This window comes from Streptomyces sp. NPDC053673 (assembly GCF_055585225.1).
Genome location: NZ_JBVJKN010000010.1, coordinates 185648 through 199649, shown reverse-complemented (window position 1 = coordinate 199649; position 14002 = coordinate 185648). Strand labels below are relative to the sequence as shown.

18 protein-coding genes are annotated in these 14002 nt (G+C 70.2%); 3 read left to right on the top strand and 15 right to left on the bottom strand.

Annotation, left to right across the window (positions count from 1 at the left end; genetic code table 11):
* Window position 1: 1 nt before the first annotated feature.
* The 15 genes from rplE to ACZ6ZQ_RS17420 all read right to left on the bottom strand — a co-directional run bounded on the left by rplE (window position 2) and on the right by ACZ6ZQ_RS17420 (window position 8350).
* The gene (rplE, locus tag ACZ6ZQ_RS17490) at window positions 2-559 is read right to left on the bottom strand and encodes a 50S ribosomal protein L5 (RefSeq protein WP_153486744.1); all 558 of its coding nucleotides are present in this window, start codon (window positions 557-559) and stop codon (window positions 2-4) included.
* On the bottom strand, window positions 559-882 hold the full coding sequence (gene rplX, locus ACZ6ZQ_RS17485) for a 50S ribosomal protein L24 (protein ID WP_105868304.1): 324 nt from the start codon (window positions 880-882) through the stop codon (window positions 559-561). The genes rplE and rplX overlap by 1 nt, the downstream gene beginning before the upstream one ends.
* Window positions 883-884: 2 nt before the next feature.
* Entirely contained in the window at window positions 885-1253 is a 369-nt protein-coding gene (gene rplN / locus ACZ6ZQ_RS17480) for a 50S ribosomal protein L14 (RefSeq protein WP_003956455.1), read from the bottom strand.
* A gap of 128 nt (window positions 1254-1381) precedes the next feature.
* Complete coding sequence (gene rpsQ / locus ACZ6ZQ_RS17475; RefSeq protein ID WP_469769381.1) at window positions 1382-1690, bottom strand: 30S ribosomal protein S17; 309 nt, start codon at window positions 1688-1690, stop codon at window positions 1382-1384.
* Window positions 1690-1914, bottom strand: a complete 225-nt coding sequence (rpmC, locus tag ACZ6ZQ_RS17470; protein WP_017949657.1) for a 50S ribosomal protein L29 — start codon at window positions 1912-1914, stop codon at window positions 1690-1692. Before rpmC ends, rpsQ begins: the two co-directional genes overlap by 1 nt.
* Window positions 1914-2333, bottom strand: coding sequence for a 50S ribosomal protein L16 (gene rplP, locus ACZ6ZQ_RS17465; protein ID WP_005313579.1), 420 nt, complete (start codon window positions 2331-2333; stop codon window positions 1914-1916). The genes rpmC and rplP overlap by 1 nt, the downstream gene beginning before the upstream one ends.
* 5 nt (window positions 2334-2338) lie before the next feature.
* On the bottom strand, window positions 2339-3175 hold the full coding sequence (gene rpsC, locus ACZ6ZQ_RS17460) for a 30S ribosomal protein S3 (RefSeq protein ID WP_290350885.1): 837 nt from the start codon (window positions 3173-3175) through the stop codon (window positions 2339-2341).
* Window positions 3175-3522 carry a 50S ribosomal protein L22 gene (rplV, locus tag ACZ6ZQ_RS17455; protein ID WP_009327087.1) on the bottom strand — a complete coding sequence of 116 codons (348 nt, stop codon included), beginning with the start codon at window positions 3520-3522 and terminating at the stop codon, window positions 3175-3177. Before rplV ends, rpsC begins: the two co-directional genes overlap by 1 nt.
* 42 nt (window positions 3523-3564) lie before the next feature.
* Window positions 3565-3846 carry a 30S ribosomal protein S19 gene (gene rpsS, locus ACZ6ZQ_RS17450; RefSeq protein WP_003956461.1) on the bottom strand — a complete coding sequence of 94 codons (282 nt, stop codon included), beginning with the start codon at window positions 3844-3846 and terminating at the stop codon, window positions 3565-3567.
* Window positions 3847-3858: 12 nt separating this feature from the next.
* Window positions 3859-4695, bottom strand: a complete 837-nt coding sequence (gene rplB, locus ACZ6ZQ_RS17445; RefSeq protein WP_384935305.1) for a 50S ribosomal protein L2 — start codon at window positions 4693-4695, stop codon at window positions 3859-3861.
* Between the two features lie 39 nt (window positions 4696-4734).
* On the bottom strand, window positions 4735-5055 hold the full coding sequence (rplW, locus tag ACZ6ZQ_RS17440) for a 50S ribosomal protein L23 (protein WP_453657873.1): 321 nt from the start codon (window positions 5053-5055) through the stop codon (window positions 4735-4737).
* On the bottom strand, window positions 5055-5705 hold the full coding sequence (gene rplD, locus ACZ6ZQ_RS17435; protein WP_385567011.1) for a 50S ribosomal protein L4: 651 nt from the start codon (window positions 5703-5705) through the stop codon (window positions 5055-5057). Before rplD ends, rplW begins: the two co-directional genes overlap by 1 nt.
* An 8-nt stretch (window positions 5706-5713) precedes the next feature.
* Window positions 5714-6358 (bottom strand): 50S ribosomal protein L3, encoded by a 645-nt coding sequence (rplC, locus tag ACZ6ZQ_RS17430; protein ID WP_450723883.1) that lies wholly within the window; start codon window positions 6356-6358, stop codon window positions 5714-5716.
* 13 nt (window positions 6359-6371) lie between these two features.
* On the bottom strand, window positions 6372-6680 hold the full coding sequence (rpsJ, locus tag ACZ6ZQ_RS17425; RefSeq protein ID WP_003948644.1) for a 30S ribosomal protein S10: 309 nt from the start codon (window positions 6678-6680) through the stop codon (window positions 6372-6374).
* Between the two features lie 503 nt (window positions 6681-7183).
* The gene (locus tag ACZ6ZQ_RS17420; RefSeq protein WP_469769380.1) at window positions 7184-8350 is read right to left on the bottom strand and encodes a hypothetical protein; all 1167 of its coding nucleotides are present in this window, start codon (window positions 8348-8350) and stop codon (window positions 7184-7186) included.
* Window positions 8351-8914: 564 nt separating this feature from the next.
* On the opposite strand from ACZ6ZQ_RS17420, the gene ACZ6ZQ_RS17415 reads away from it, so the two are divergent.
* The 3 genes from ACZ6ZQ_RS17415 to ACZ6ZQ_RS17405 all read left to right on the top strand — a co-directional run bounded on the left by ACZ6ZQ_RS17415 (window position 8915) and on the right by ACZ6ZQ_RS17405 (window position 13731).
* Window positions 8915-9160 carry a hypothetical protein gene (locus ACZ6ZQ_RS17415; protein ID WP_469769379.1) on the top strand — a complete coding sequence of 82 codons (246 nt, stop codon included), beginning with the start codon at window positions 8915-8917 and terminating at the stop codon, window positions 9158-9160.
* Window positions 9161-9228: 68 nt separating this feature from the next.
* Window positions 9229-10935 carry an RNA ligase family protein gene (locus ACZ6ZQ_RS17410; protein WP_469769378.1) on the top strand — a complete coding sequence of 569 codons (1707 nt, stop codon included), beginning with the start codon at window positions 9229-9231 and terminating at the stop codon, window positions 10933-10935.
* Window positions 10936-13731, top strand: a complete 2796-nt coding sequence (locus ACZ6ZQ_RS17405; RefSeq protein WP_469769377.1) for a poly(A) polymerase — start codon at window positions 10936-10938, stop codon at window positions 13729-13731.
* Window positions 13732-14002 lie beyond the last annotated feature (271 nt).

Genomic DNA, 14002 nt, shown 5'->3' with positions numbered 1-14002 from the left:
CTTACGCCTCCTTGAACGGGAAGCCGAGGTGACGGAGAAGGGCACGGCCCTCAGCGTCGTTGGTCGCCGTGGTCACCACGGTGATGTCCATACCCCGGACGCGGTCGATCTTGTCCTGGTCGATCTCGTGGAACATGACCTGCTCCGTGAGACCGAAGGTGTAGTTGCCACGGCCGTCGAACTGCTTGGGGGACAGGCCACGGAAGTCGCGGATGCGCGGAAGCGCGAGCGACAGGGTGCGGTCCAGGAACTCCCACATGCGGTCGCCACGAAGCGTGACGTGGGCACCGATCGGCTGGCCCTCACGCAGCTTGAACTGCGCGATGGACTTGCGGGCCTTGGTGACGGCCGGCTTCTGACCGGTGATCGTGGTGAGGTCCTTGATGGCACCCTCGATCAGCTTGGAGTCGCGGGCGGCGTCGCCCACACCCATGTTGACCACGATCTTCACGAGGCCGGGAACCTGCATGACGTTCTCGTAGGAGAACTCCTCACGCAGCTTGCCCGCGATCTCCTCGCGGTACTTCGTCTTGAGACGCGGAGTGGTGGTGGTAGCCATCAGATGTCCTCACCCGTCCGCTTGGCAACGCGGATCTTGTTGCCCTCGTCGTCGAAGCGGTAACCGACGCGGGTCACGACCTTGTTGCCGTCCTTCTCCACGACGAGCTGAACGTTGCTCACGTGAATGGGGGCCTCGGTGGTGACGATGCCGCCGGCCTGCGACGCACGGCCCGGCTGGTTGGCCTTGGTGTGCTTCTTGACCCGGTTGACACCCTCGACCAGGACACGGTCCTCGCGGGGGAAGGCCGCGATGACCTTGCCCTGCTTGCCCTTGTCCTTACCGGTGATGACCTGAACCAGGTCGCCCTTCTTGATCTTCATGCTTACAGCACCTCCGGCGCGAGCGAGATGATCTTCATGAACTTCTTCTCGCGCAGCTCACGGCCCACCGGGCCGAAGATACGGGTGCCGCGAGGGTCGCCGTCGTTCTTCAGAATGACGGCGGCGTTCTCGTCGAAGCGGATGTACGAGCCGTCCTGGCGGCGGCGCTCCTTGACGGTGCGAACGATGACCGCCTTGACGACGTCACCCTTCTTCACGTTGCCACCGGGGATCGCGTCCTTGACGGTGGCGACGATGACGTCACCGATGCCCGCGTAGCGGCGGCCCGAGCCACCGAGAACACGGATGCAAAGGATCTCCTTGGCACCAGTGTTGTCGGCGACGCGAAGCCGCGACTCCTGCTGGATCACGTCTTATCTCCTGATCGTCTGCTGGTTCCCCGGGGACCGCGTGAGCAGTCCCCGGAGCCTGGCGGAACTAGTGCTGGGGCCGAGGCCCCAGCGGGGGGGCATGCGGGGGGCGTGAGCCCCCCGCAAAATTACTTGGCCTTCTCGAGGATCTCGACGACGCGCCAGCGCTTCGTCGCGGACAGCGGCCGGGTCTCCATGAGGAGGACGCGGTCGCCGACACCCGCGGCGTTCTGCTCGTCGTGGGCCTTGAGCTTGTTCGTACGGCGGATGACCTTGCCGTACAGCGCGTGCTTGACACGGTCCTCGACGGCGACGACGACGGTCTTGTCCATCTTGTCGCTGACGACCAGACCCTCACGGGTCTTGCGGAAACCGCGCGAGCCCGCGCCGGAGGCGCTGTTGGTCTCAGTGTTCTCAGTCACGTTGCTCTCGCTCATCAGGCGCTCTCCACCGTCTCGATGCCCAGCTCGCGCTCACGCATCAGGGTGTAGATCCGCGCGATGTCCTTGCGGACGGCCTTCAGCCGGCCGTGGTTCTCGAGCTGACCGGTCGCCGCCTGGAAGCGGAGGTTGAACAGCTCTTCCTTGGCCTCGCGGAGCTTGGCAACAAGCTCCTCGTTGCCCAGCTCGCGCAGCTCGGACGCCTTGGTACCGGCCGACATCACGCTTCACCTGCCTCGCGCTTGACGATCCGGCACTTCATCGGCAGCTTGTGAGCCGCGCGAGTCAGAGCCTCACGTGCAATCTTCTCGTTCGGGTAGGACAGCTCGAACATGACCCGGCCCGGGTGCACGTTCGCGACCCACCACTCCGGGGAACCCTTACCGGAACCCATGCGGGTCTCGGCAGGCTTCTTCGTCAGCGGGCGGTCCGGGTAGATGTTGATCCAGACCTTGCCGCCACGCTTGATGTGGCGGGTCATCGCGATACGAGCCGCCTCGATCTGGCGGTTGGTCACGTACGCCGGAGTCATGGCCTGAATGCCGTACTCGCCGAACGCAACCGTCGTACCACCCTTGGCCATACCGCGGCGCTTGGGGTGGTGCTGCTTGCGGTGCTTGACCCTGCGGGGGATCAGCATGTCGGTCAGGCCTCCGTTCCGGTGCTCTCAGCAGCCGGAGCGGCGGCGGGGGCGTCGGCCTTGGGGGCCTCGGCAGCCGGCGCGGACTGCTGCTGCGGCTTACGACCGCGACCGCCACGCTCGCCACCACGGCCACCACGGGCCGGGCGGTCAGCGCCACCACGGGCCGGGCGGTTGCCGGCGCGGGCAGCGGCGTTCTCGGCGCGGACCTCGGCGATGTTCTTGACGTCGCCCTTGTAGATCCAGACCTTCACGCCGATGCGGCCGAAGGTGGTCTTGGCCTCGAAGAAGCCGTACTCGACGTTCGCGCGGAGCGTGTGCAGCGGCACACGGCCCTCGCGGTAGAACTCCGAGCGGGACATCTCGGCGCCGCCGAGACGGCCACCACACTGGATCTTGATGCCCTTGGCACCCGCCTTCATGGCCGACTGCATGCTCTTGCGCATGGCGCGGCGGAAGGAGACGCGGGAGGACAGCTGCTCGGCAACGGCCTGGGCCACGAGCTGAGCGTCGACCTCGGGGTTCTTGACCTCGAGGATGTTCAGCTGGACCTGCTTGCCCGTGAGCTTCTCGAGGTCGCCGCGGATGCGGTCGGCCTCGGCGCCACGGCGGCCGATGACGATGCCGGGACGCGCGGTGTGGATGTCCACCCGCACGCGGTCACGGGTGCGCTCGATCTCAACCTTCGAGATACCGGCGCGCTCCATGCCGGACGTCATCATCCGACGGATGGCGACGTCTTCCTTGACGTAGTCCTTGTACAGCTTGTCGGCGTACCACCGGGACTTGAAGTCCGTGGTGATGCCGAGCCGGAACCCGTGCGGGTTTACCTTCTGGCCCATTACCGGGTTCCTTCCTTGCTGCTGACGACCACGGTGATGTGGCTGGTCCGCTTACGGATCCGGTAGGCACGGCCCTGAGCACGCGGACGGAACCGCTTCAGGGTCGGGCCCTCGTCCACGTACGCCTCGCTGATGAACAGCGAAGAGGCGTCCGTGTGGTCGTAGTTGTGCGCGGCGTTGGCGATGGCGCTGTCCAGCACCTTGCCGACCGGCACGCTCGCGGCCTGCGGGGCGAAACGCAGGACCGCCTGAGCCTCCGTGGCATCCATGCCACGGATGAGGTCCACCACGCGGCGGGCCTTCATGGGCGTGACGCGGATGTACCGCGCCTGGGCCCTGGCTTCCATGGTTGTCCCTTCGGTGTAAGTCATAGTCGTTCCACCCCGCGATTAGCGGCGCTTCGACTTCCGGTCGTCCTTGACGTGGCCGCGGAAGGTGCGAGTCGGCGAGAACTCGCCGAGCTTGTGGCCGACCATCGACTCGGTGACGAACACCGGGACGTGGGTCTTGCCGTTGTGCACCGCGATCGTGTGGCCCAGCATGGCCGGGACGATCATCGAGCGACGGGACCAGGTCTTGATGACGTTCTTGGTGCCTGCCTCGTTCTGAACGTCCACCTTCTTGATGAGGTGGTCGTCGACGAAGGGCCCCTTCTTGAGACTGCGCGGCATCTAAACCCGCTCCTAGCGCTTCTTGTTCGTCTTGCGGCGGCGGACGATGTACTTGTTGCTCGCCTTCTTGGGAGAACGAGTACGACCCTCCTTCTGACCCCACGGGGAGACCGGGTGGCGACCACCGGAGGTCTTGCCCTCACCACCACCGTGCGGGTGGTCGACCGGGTTCATGGCGACACCGCGGACGGTCGGGCGGACGCCCTTCCAGCGCATACGGCCGGCCTTGCCCCAGTTGATGTTCGACTGCTCGGCGTTGCCGACCTCGCCGATGGTGGCGCGGCAGCGGACGTCGACCAGGCGGATCTCGCCGGACGGCATACGAAGGTGGGCCATGGAGCCCTCCTTCGCCAGCAGCTGCACGGAGGCACCCGCGGAACGGGCGAACTTCGCGCCGCCGCCGGGCCGCAGCTCGATGGCGTGGATGGTCGTACCGACCGGGATGTTGCGCAGCGCCAGGTTGTTACCGGGCTTGATGTCGGCGGCCGGGCCGTTCTCGACACGGTCGCCCTGGTTCAGGCCACGCGGCGCGATGATGTAGCGCTTCTCGCCGTCCGCGTAGTGCAGAAGAGCGATGCGCGCGGTGCGGTTGGGGTCGTACTCGATGTGCGCGACCTTGGCCGGCACGCCGTCCTTGTCGTGACGACGGAAGTCGATCACTCGGTAGGCGCGCTTGTGGCCACCGCCCTGGTGGCGAACGGTCACACGACCGGCGTTGTTACGGCCGCCCTTGCTGTGCAGGGGACGGACCAGCGACTTCTCCGGCGTGGACCGCGTGATCTCGACAAAGTCGGCGACGCTGGAGCCACGACGGCCCGGAGTCGTCGGCTTGTACTTGCGGATACCCATTTCTCAGTCCTCGTCCGATATTCGGACCAGGGCTCTCCGTTAGGAGGCCTGGCCGAAGATGTCGATACGGTCGCCCTCGGCAAGGGTCACGATGGCGCGCTTGGTGTTGGCGCGCTTACCGAAACCGGTGCGGGTGCGCTTGCGCTTGCCCTGGCGGTTGATCGTGTTGACCCCGGTGACCTTGACCTTGAAGACCGCCTCGACGGCCTGCTTGATCTGGGTCTTGTTCGCACGCGGGTCGACGACGAACGTGTACTTGTTCTCGTCCAGCAGCGCGTAGCTCTTCTCGGAGACGACCGGCTTGATCAGCAGGTCGCGCGGGTCCGTGAAGCTCTTGCTGGTGATCGTGGCCTCGGACATCAGGCCTCGCTCCCTTCGGTCTCAGCGGCCTTGGGGCCAGACACGAAGGACTCGAAAGCGGCCTGGGTGAAGACCACGTCGTCGGAGACGAGCACGTCGTACGTGTTCAGCTGGCCCGGCTCCAGGATGTGCACCTGGGGCAGGTTGCGGGCGGACAGCCACGCGGCCTCGTCGCTGCGGTCGACGACCAGGAGCAGGTTCTTGCGCTCCGAGATCTTGCCGAACAGCGTCTTGGCGGCCTTGGTGGAGGCGGCACCCTCGACCACGCCGGAGACGACGTGGATACGGGAGTGACGGGCCCGGTCGGTGAGGGCACCGCGCAGGGCGGCGGCCTTCATCTTCTTCGGGGTCCGCTGCGAGTAGTCACGCGGCACGGGGCCGTGGACGACGCCACCGCCGGCGAACTGCGGCGCACGGGTCGAACCCTGACGGGCGCGGCCGGTGCCCTTCTGGCGGTAAGGCTTCTTGCCGCCACCACGGACTTCGCCGCGGGTCTTGGTCTTGTGCGTGCCCTGACGGGCAGCGGCCAGCTGCGCGACGACGACCTGGTGGATCAGCGGAACGCTGACCTTGGCGTCGAAGATCTCCGCGGGGAGCTCGACGCTACCGGCCTTGTCGCCAGCGGGCGAAAGGATGTCAATGGTGCTCATCGGTTACCTCAGGCCCCCTTGGCCGCGGTACGGACCAGGACGAGGCCGCCGTTCGGACCAGGAACCGCGCCCTTGATGAGCAGCAGACCCTTCTCCGCGTCAACGGCGTGGACGGTCAGGTTCTGGGTGGTGACCCGCTCGTTGCCCATACGGCCCGCCATGCGGAGGCCCTTGAACACACGGCCCGGGGTGGCGCAGCCACCGATGGAGCCGGGAGAGCGGTGCTTGCGCTGGGTGCCGTGACCGGCGCCGAGGCCCTTGAAGTTGTGACGCTTCATGACACCGGCGAAGCCCTTGCCCTTGCTCTTGCCGGTGACGTCGACCTTCACGCCCGCCTCGAAGACCTCGGCGGTGATCTCCTGGCCGAGGGTGTACTCGCCGGCGTCGGCGGTACGGATCTCGACGAGGTGACGACGGGGGGTGACGTCGGCCTTGGCGAAGTGGCCCTTGAGGGGCTTGTTCACCTTGCGCGGGTCGATCTCGCCGAAGGCGATCTGGACCGACTCGTAGCCGTCGGTGTCGTTCGTGCGGACCTGGGTGACGACGTTGGGGCCGGCCTTGACGACGGTGACCGGGACGACACGGTTGTTCTCGTCCCAGACCTGAGTCATGCCGAGCTTCTCGCCCAGGATGCCCTTGATCTGCTTAGCCATCTCGCGCGTCACCTCAGAGCTTGATCTCGATGTCGACGCCGGCCGGCAGGTCGAGACGCATCAGCGAGTCAACCGTCTTCGGCGTGGGGTCGAGGATGTCGATGAGGCGCTTGTGCGTGCGCATCTCGAAGTGCTCGCGCGAGTCCTTGTACTTGTGCGGCGACTTGATGACGCAGTACACGTTCTTCTCAGTGGGCAGCGGCACCGGGCCCGCGACCGACGCACCAGTGCGGGTCACCGTCTCGACGATCTTCTTCGCCGAGGAGTCGATGACCTCGTGGTCGTAGGCCTTGAGCCGGATGCGGATCTTCTGTCCCGCCATGGCTACTTCGTAGTCCTGTCTGTCTCGTAACGCTCTGGAACCCGGTGTTACCAGCCCTCTCCTCCGACCCACGCGGTCGGGCGTGTCGCACTCCCGCTACGCAGATATCCGGTGACGGATTCCCTGCTGGAGGGGATTGCGATCCGCAGAAGAGACCGCTGAACGGGGGCGAAGACCCACCGGGTGCCTGGCCGGGGCCCCGCTGACACTTCCCGGAAGATTCCCGTACGTCCGCCCCAGCGCTGCCGTGAGGCAGTTGGGACGACGAGTACTGTGGGACTCGCTTCCGGTCCTCCCGGCGGGAGGCGCGCAGCATCGGCACTCAACCGAGCAACCCCGACAGTCTGCCATACGGGGCGCTCGGGCCGCCAATCGAGCGGAAGACATTACCCCGACGGGGTTGGGTGTCAAACCGCGGCGCGCGAAGCACCCGCGGCTTGGCAGGTTCTGCTCAGGTACACCTCAGGTACGCAGGCGGCGCCCCGCGGTTCGGTGGGCACCGCTCAGGTCCGGGTGACCGTGCCGCATTCCTGCGGGAGGTCGGCGAGGTCCTTGCTGCGGTCGTACGGGTCCACGGCCGGGCCCGACGCCCCGGGCGCCGCACCACCCGCAAGATCCTCCGCGAACAGCGGCCGCAGGAAGCCGTCGCCGTCCTTGGCGCAGTCGGAGTTTCCGCTGGTCATGTCCCACCGGAGCACGTACAGCCTGCCGCGGGTGGTCACCACCTCGGCCGGGTCGTACAGGGCGAACGTCATCTGGCGGCGGACGACGGTCCGCGTCACCTCGTCCGCTCCGGGCTTCGCCTTCACCACGGGATAAACGAAGGTGTAGTCGGCGTGCACCTGCACCTCGCCGCTGCGCTCCCCCTTGCCGAAGGTCATCCGCCCCCGCGTCTTGACCACGTCACCCACCAGGCGCACCTCGGCAGGGTCGAAACGGCTGAACATCCACAGCGGGTCCTGGTCCTTGCCGGGCTCGCGCACAGCCCGCTCGAGCAGGCCGTGGACGTCCTTCTGGCGAGGATCGAGCAGTGCCAGCGCGGCCGCCGGGCGCTCACCGCGAAGGGCGGCCGGATCGAGGTTCGAGGCGACCAGCAGTTCCTTGGTACTGCGCAGCGCGTGGGCGACCTGGTCCTTGCTCATCCCGCCGACGGCCTTGGCCTCGGGCACCTGGATACCGGCGGCCCCGTCCGCCCAGCGGACCGCGGGCGAGCCCCGGAACGGCTCCTTGAGGGTCGGCAGATCCGGGAACAGCTCCTCGGACGGCGCGGCGGTGGGCCGGACCGTCTCGGCGGAGAGCGGCGCGGCGCTCTTGTCCGCGTCGCCGGGCAGCCCGTCGGTGACCAGTGGCCGTACGGCGACGACAGCGAGCGCGACGGTGGCCAGCATCCCGAGCGCCAGCGCGACGCGGCGGCGCTTCCTCGCGCCCCCGTTCGTCTCCTGCCATGCGGGCCCGGTCCGCCAGCCCTCCGGCTCGGCCGGCTTCCCTTCCCTACGGCGGCGCTCGTCCTCCGCGCGCAGCCGCTCGGTCACCATGCGCGCCCTGGCGGACGGCTCTTTCGGTGCGCCGGCTCCGCGGTCCTTCTCGGCTCGGCTGAGGAACTCCGCCAACTCCTCGTCCGACACCGACGACCCGCCCTCGGGCCGCCCCTCCGGTGCGTTCTGCCCCACTGTCCCCACCCTGAGTTTCACAACGCTGCCGTGGACATTCCACGAACAGGTGGGCGGAGGATACAAGCTGGCGGATCATGGTGCGTGCGCGCTCCTGCCGTCGGTCAGGGGCAGGGGGACGTACACGACGAATGCGGCCAGATGTGCCCGCACGACAGGGGGCGTGCGACCGGCGCGGGGCCGACCGGGCGCTTCGCATCGAGGTGACGAACACGCGCAGCCCTCTCCCGGGCCGCCATCCCCAGCCGTCCTCGGCCGACAACGAGTCGGGGCGCGGACCACTGCTGCTCGCAGCGCTCGCGGACCCGCTGGGGCTGCGTCCGGGCCCGTCCCGCGCAGGACGCTGTGGGCCGAGCTGGACCTCGTACGGACGGAGCTGGGCCCGTCCGCCAGACGTTCTCACTCCTGCGGGTGAACCTCCCCAACTCGCCAGTACCCAGCACACGTTGTCCGCCTACGGTCGCCGACGAGACACGCCATCGGCATGTGCGCTCGACCACCCTCGCCGAACTCATCGCACAAGGCCTGGGCAGGCGCCCAGCCGCAGAACTGTGGAGGCACCTGATGGCCGTCGACCTGTCGTTCTTCAAGTCGCCCATCTCCGAAGAGCTCCGAGCCGAGGGCCGCGCCGAGGGCCGCGCCGAGAGCCGCACCGAGGATGTCCTCCTCGTGCTGGAGAAGCGCGGCATCGCGGTCTCAGACGAGACCCGCGAGCGCGTCACCACCTGTGACGACCGCGAGGTTCTGCGTACGTGGCTCGCCCGCGCCGTCACCGTCTCCGCCGCCGAGGAGATCTTCGGCGACGAGTAGCCGACTGGAGCCTGGCGGATAATCGATCGAGCACCGCTCCCCGCGCTCCTAGAGTGACCGTGCACCACATGCCGACAACCGGGGGCTCGATCATCATGCGGACGCACCATCCGCGGACGCACTATCCGCGGACGCCGCATCTGCCGTGGTCGCCCGGCGCGGCTTCCGACGACGTACGGGTCGCCGATCTGTCGGGGTTCGCCGGGCGGGAGGTCGTCGTCACCGAGAAGCTCGACGGCGAGAACACGACGCTGTACGCCGACGGGCTGCACGCGCGGTCGCTGGATTCGGCGCATCATCCGTCGCGGGCCTGGGTGAAGGGGCTTCAGGGGCGGATCGCGGACCGGATACCCGCGGGGTGGCGGGTGTGCGGGGAGAACATGTACGCACGGCACTCGATCGCGTACGAGGAGCTGGAGAGCTGGTTCTACGGATTCTCCGTCTGGGACGCGGACGGCCGCTGTCTCGACTGGGACCGGACCGTGGGATTCCTGCGGGAGCTGGGGGTCCCCGTACCGCCGGTGCTGTGGCGGGGCACCCTCGACAAGGCGGCCGAGCGGGCTCTGCGCGGGATCCGGCTGGAGACCGGGCGCCAGGAGGGGTACGTCGTACGGACGGTCGACGGCTTCGGCCTGGAGGAGTTCGGCCGACGGGTCGCCAAGTGGGTGCGGCCCGGGCACGTACAGACCGGTACGCACTGGATGCATGCCGCTGTCGTGGCGAACGGACTGGGGCCGTCCGCCGCGCTGTGGGCGGTCAGGTCGGGGGCGACGCCGGACACCGAGGCGCTGGCGGCCGCCGTGGGAGTACCGGACGGGGACGAGGCCGCGGCCGCCGACGTGGGCGCCCGCCTCGACAGGACCGGGGACGCGCGGCTCGCCGGCGTGCTGGCCGCGCTGCTGCACAAGAGCCGGCGCGGGTCGCTCGCGGGGCGGCTGGCGCGGCCGCTCGGCCTGCCGCTCGCACGGCGCGTGGCTGACCTGGTCGGGCTGCACACCGGGCTGCACCGCCCGTATCCCGACGAGGAGCGCAGGTCCGGGCTCGTACGGATGTCGTACGCCGTCGACCTGGACGTGCTGCACGCCGTCGCGGGGGCGGTCGCACCCGATGCCGAAGCGCGCGACCAGGTGGAGTGGTCCGCGCTGCACGCGGAGGACGCCGGGCCGCCGGCCGCGCTGAAGGAGGCGTTCGCCGATCTTGAGGCGGACACGGCCGGCCGCTGCTGGGCCGAGGCGCGGGACGCCTACGCGCGCGGGCGGATCCGGACCGTCGAGGAGGCCGTCGCGGCGACCTGGCGGTGGCGGTCCGGGGACTTCCCCCGGCTGATCCACATGGTCGGCCCGTCGGGCAGCGGCAAGAGCACCTTCGCGCGGCGCCTCGGCGGAGTCGATACGTACGTCTCTCTCGACGAGCTGCGCGAGGCCCGGGGCTCACGCGCCGACCAGCGTGCGAACGGGGAGGTCCTGCGCGCGGGTCTCGACCGGCTCGGCACGGCACTGGCGGAAGGTGGGACCGTGGTGTGGGACGCCACATCCCTCAACCCGCACCAGCGTTCCCTGGTGCACGCGGTCGCGCACCGCCGCGACGCCCTCGTCACACACGCGGTGGTGCTGGTCGGCGAGGACGAGCTGGTCCGGCGCAATGCGGAGCGGGCGCACCCGGTGCCGCCCGAGGTGCTCACCGCGCAGCTGCACCGGTTCGTCCCGCCGTACCCCGGACAGGCGCACCGCACCTGGTACATCGGCGCGGGCGGGACCGTCGAGGAGGAGGCGTAGGTGCGTACCAGCGAGGAGATCTACCACCGGGTCCAGTGGGATCCGCGGTTCGACCCGGCCCGCTTCGTGATGGGGATCAACCAGCGCGGCGCCGCGCCCAAGCGGATGCCGCTGGACGACTTCGACCCTGCCGGCGAGATCCCGTGGCACCGGGTGCTGTTCTTCGAGGCCGACGGCGAAGTGGTCTGGGACCGGTCCGCGGGTGTGGACCGCATCGACGCGACGGACGCCGGGCGGATACGGGACCCGCGTCGGCTGCGGTCGCCGTTCTTCTCGGCCCGCACGCCGTACGTGTGGGACGCGGCACGCGGCTGGGTGGCCGCGGACGCGCCTCGGGGCGTCCCGGCGGCCGGCGGGCTGCGCGTACTGACCTGGAACACGCTGTGGGACCGGTACGACAGCGACCGCATCGACACCGTCCGGCGCCGGCCGATGCTGCTGGCGGCTCTTCGCGAGGCCGACGCGGACGTCATCGCCCTCCAGGAGGTCGAGACGGAGCTGCTCGCGATGCTGCTGGACGCGCCCTGGGTGCGGGAGGCGTACACGCTCGGCACCGACCCGGCCGGGAAGGACGTCGACGACTGCGGAGTGCTGCTGCTCAGCCGGCTGCCGGTGCGGGAGGCGGGGGTCCATGTCCTCGGCCCGCACAAGGCCGTCACGGCGCTGGTCGTGGACACGGCGGCCGGTCGGGCCGTCGTCGCCGCGACCCATCTGAGCAGCGATCACTCCGAGGGCGGGGCGGCCCGGCGGGAGGCCGAGCTGGTGCGGCTCGCCGAGGGGCTGGCAGGTGTCGAGGGTGACGTGGTCCTGCTGGGCGACTTCAACGACGGCGGGGACCTGCCGGAGACGACGCTCGGGATGCGCGACGCCTGGAGCGAGGCGCACGGGCACGGCGACCGGACGCCCACCTTCGACCCGGGCGTCAATCCGCTGGCCCGGGTGTCGTCGCTGTCCGGACGGGCGTCCCGGCTGGACCGCGTGCTGCTGCGGGCCGAGGGACCGGGGACGGAGGGGCTCAGGGTGGACGGGGCGGCCCTGCTGGGCGACACTCCGGCGCCCGACGGGCTGTACGCCTCGGACCACTACGCCGTGGCGGCGGACCTGAGCTTCGGCGGCGGCGATGCGCCGGCCGAGGTGCTCGCCGTCCGGGCGACGGCCCGGACAGCCGTCGCCTGGATCCCCCCGCGGGAACTGTGGCCGCCGATCCAGCACATCCGACGCGAGCACGACCGGCAGATCCACCGCTGGCCGCCGCATGTCAATGTGCTCTTCGGTTTCGTACCGGAGTGCGACTTCGAGCGGGCGGCCCCGCTGCTCTCCGAGGCGGCGGCGGGGACACCGCCGTTCACCGCACGGCTCGAAGGGGTGCACAGCTTCGGGCACCGGGAGGACGCCACCGTCTGGCTCGACCCCGCGGCGGCCGACGCGACGCCCTGGGCGGAACTGCGCCGCGCGCTGGAAGAGCGCTTCCCCCGCTGCGGGGGCCGCGCCACGGGCTTCACCCCGCATCTCTCGCTGGGCAGGACCCGCGATCCGCAGCAGCTCGCCGCCCACTGCGAGGCCCTGCTCGACGGCATGACGGCACGCGTCGGTGACGTGGTCCTGCTGTCCCGGCGGGGCGACGAGCCGATGCGGGTGCGGGCGACGGTCGCGCTGGGGACGGGCGAGGTGCGATGGGTGTCCGAGGAGGGAGCCGTCGCACCGAACCCCGATGCACCCGGAGCCCCCGACCGCGAAGCACACGCCCGGCGCACCGCGCAGCGCATCTCCGACGCACTGGCCGACGGCATCGTCCACGTCGTCGGCTCACGGCGCATGGGGTGCGCCCTGACCGGTGCGGACCTGGATCTGGTGGCCGCACTGCCGGGCGGGACCGGGATCGAGGAGGTACGGGCCCGGGTCGCCGCGGCTCTGCCGGAGGCCACCGACGTACGCGAGGTCGTCGGGGCGCGGGTGCCCGGGCTGCGGCTGCGGGTCGGCGACCTGGCCGTCGACCTCGTCGTCGTGGCGACCGGGGACCTCGACCCCGCCGAGGCGGTCGCGCGCCGGGCCGAGCTGGGCGACGCCGCGGCGATCGCACTCAGCGCGGTCAGCGACGCGGACGCGGTGCTCGACGCGGCGGGCGCCCACCGGGACGCCTTCGCCCGGCTCGCCACGGAGGTCAAGGCCTGGGCGAGGGCCCGCGGCCTGGACTCGGCCCCGCTCGGCGGGCTGCCGGGCCTGGCCTGGTCCGTCCTCGCTGCCCGTACCGCCCACGAGACCGGAGGACTCCCGGCCGCCGGGCGGCTCCGGCAGTTCTTCGCCACCTGGGCCGTGTGGGACTGGCGCGAGCCCCTGGTCCTGACCCCGACCGAACCGGTCAGGTCCTGTACCGACCAGGTCAGCGCGGGCGGCCGCGATCTGCTGGCCCAGGAGCTGTTCCGCGCCTGGGAGATCCTGGACGCGGCCGCGGAGTCCGGAGCGGACCCCTGGCCGGAGCTCCTCTCCCCGCCGCCGCTGCACCGCCGCCATGCGGCCTGGGCGGTCCTGACCGTCCCGGACGGCCCTGACGAGGGTCGCGTCCGTGGCCGTATGCGCGCCCTGCTCACGGCGTTGGAGGAGGCGGGCGCACCGGACGTCCACGCCTGGCCGCGCCCGTTCGCGACCGACCGGTCCGGGGCCCGGTACGCCATCGGCCTCGGCGCCACTCCCCCGGACAAGGCCCTTCTCGCGGAGATCGCCGAACGATGGCTGAGGGGACTGCCAGGTGTCACGCTCGCCTGGGCGGACTGCGGCGAGGTTCCGACGCTGCGGTGACGCCGGCCCCGGCCGCCGGCACGTGTGATCGACCGGACAGGACGGACAGGATCTGCCGGGGCCGCTCGGGCACGCCGGGCCGCCGGCCGCACGCGGCGTCCCGCGCAACCCTGAGCATCGAAATTCCGTCTAGCTGATCGCGGATGGCGGCTCCGACCGGCCCTGCCGTCCGCCATCCGGGGAGATCACAGTACGCAGCCGGGGGCCACGCCCGACCGCTGCGGGGGGAAGCGGACGGAGCACCACACGTGAACGACAGCGCTGCGCGAGG